We start from the raw sequence: 1,709 nt of genomic DNA, 5'->3' as shown, positions 1-1,709 counted from the left end.
CAGGCTACGTGGTGACGCGCCGTCCCGAGCGCGTGGGCGACACGCTGGAGCTTGCGGTGACCACGCCGCGCGCCACCTACGAGCACCTCGCGTGCGCAAAGCCCCTCTACCAGGCGGCCAACGTCGCCTGCGCCACCGCGCTCGCCGAGGCCTACCTGGGCCACGCGCTCGACGCGGGCGCCCTGCGCGCGAGCGTTACGGCCTGCCCCACGCCCGGACGCTTCGACGTGCTCCAGGACGCCCCCGTGCACCTCATCGACGCCTCGCACAACCCGCAGTCGGTCGCCGCGCTGCTGGCCTCGCTCGACGCCATCGCCCCAGACGTCTCCACTCGCCCGGCGCTTCTGTGCGCCGTGCTGGCCGACAAGGACGTCGACGGCATCGTGTCGCTGCTGGCGCCAGCCTTCCCGTGCGTGTACGTGACGGCCACGGCAAGCCCCCGTGCCCTGCCCGCCGCCGAGCTCGCCGAGCGCTTCTCGGCCCATGGCGTCGAGGTGTCCGGCACCTACCCAACCGTTGCGGACGCCGCGGCGGCCCTCGCGGACAAGGCTTTCGTCGCCTGCGGCTCGATCACCCTCGCGGGCGAGCTCGCCGGCCTGGTACGCCTCGCGCGCTAGGGGAGCGCGGCCTGTGGTCATGCGGTGGCTTTTGTTGCCGCACGCCTGCGAGCTGCTACAATCCTTTGAGTTGACTTTTCGCGGCGGTCGCACGGGCCGCATAACCCTAAGGAGCGCAGGTCCCTTATGTCGAACCTCATCGACCAGATCCTCACGCCCGAGGTGCTCATGGTGCTCTACCTGATGCTTGCCTGCGTCGTGATGCTCTACGTGCTGTCCATCGTCTACGTCATCCGCGACGCCCAGCGCCGCGGCGCCGAGCCCTGGTGGCTGTGGGCCATCATCTCGGTGATCCCCATCGTGGGCCTGCTCGCCTACGTCATCCTGCGCCCGAGCTCTTACCTGGTCGACCGCGAGGAGCAGGACCTCGACATCGCCCTGCGCGAGCACCAGCTCTCGCACTACGGCATCTGCCCCAAGTGCGGCACGCCCATCGACAAGGACTTCATTGTGTGCCCCAACTGCAACACACAGGTCCGCAACGTCTGCCCCACGTGCCACCGCCCGCTCAACGCCGACTGGAAGGTCTGCCCCTACTGCCGCACCCGCATTCAGTAGGGGCCGCAGCCCACGCACAAGCCGCATGCCAGGCCCCGCCGCGCACCCGCGCTGCGGGGCCTTTTCATGCCGAGAAGGGCACGCGACATCGTGGTCGCCATGCTGTCCCCACGCCCGCGCCCGTCCGGCGGACGCCCGCCTCGGCATGTGAGGCCGTCCCGCCTGCGTCCGCCTGCACCAGCCCGACCGCTCCCCGTAACGTAGCGACCGCGTGGCGAACCACCCTTGCCCCGCACGCGAAATCTCACTTTGTGGTAAACCATTAGCAATCTGCTCGCGTGCGAAGGGTCGCACACATGCCAGAAGGGGCCAACTTGATGCAGCGCAAGCTCGCAGGTGCCATCACAACCCAGACTATCTAGGCGTCTGTCCCTCCACGGGCCGGCAGGTCGCGTGACAGACGCCGCATATTCGCTCGACGTCGCCCAAGGGCGGCGTGCGGGCGTTTTTCATGTCTAGTACACTTATCGCGCTCACCAGCAACGGAAGAGGTTTTCCATGAAGATCCTGTACAACGACGGCCATGTCGACGAG

General features: G+C 68.2%; 3 protein-coding genes. 2 read left to right on the top strand and 1 reads right to left on the bottom strand.

Features of this window, described 5'->3' with window-relative positions; all coding sequences use genetic code 11:
* Nucleotides 1–617, top strand: a 617-nt coding sequence (locus tag AC1VTH_RS08120) for a glutamate ligase domain-containing protein (RefSeq protein ID WP_481335667.1), incomplete at its 5' end; no start/stop codon positions are given.
* Nucleotides 618–743: 126 nt separating this feature from the next.
* Complete coding sequence (locus AC1VTH_RS08115) at nucleotides 744–1,175, top strand: double zinc ribbon domain-containing protein (RefSeq protein WP_293674311.1); 432 nt, start codon at nucleotides 744–746, stop codon at nucleotides 1,173–1,175.
* Nucleotides 1,176–1,529: 354 nt separating this feature from the next.
* On the opposite strand, the gene AC1VTH_RS08110 is transcribed toward AC1VTH_RS08115, so the two are convergent.
* A partial coding sequence (locus AC1VTH_RS08110) for a hypothetical protein (protein ID WP_481335665.1) occupies nucleotides 1,530–1,709 on the bottom strand: 180 nt, incomplete at its 5' end.

Source organism: Parolsenella sp., from assembly GCF_982402205.1.
Note: the sequence above shows the minus strand (reverse complement) of the source record. Positions and strands in the feature narration are given on the sequence as shown.

Excerpts from the sequence above, each read along its gene's own strand:
- AC1VTH_RS08115 (WP_293674311.1), top strand. The coding sequence starts at position 744 with ATGTCGAACCTCATCGACCAGATCCTCACGCCCGAGGTGCTCATGGTG.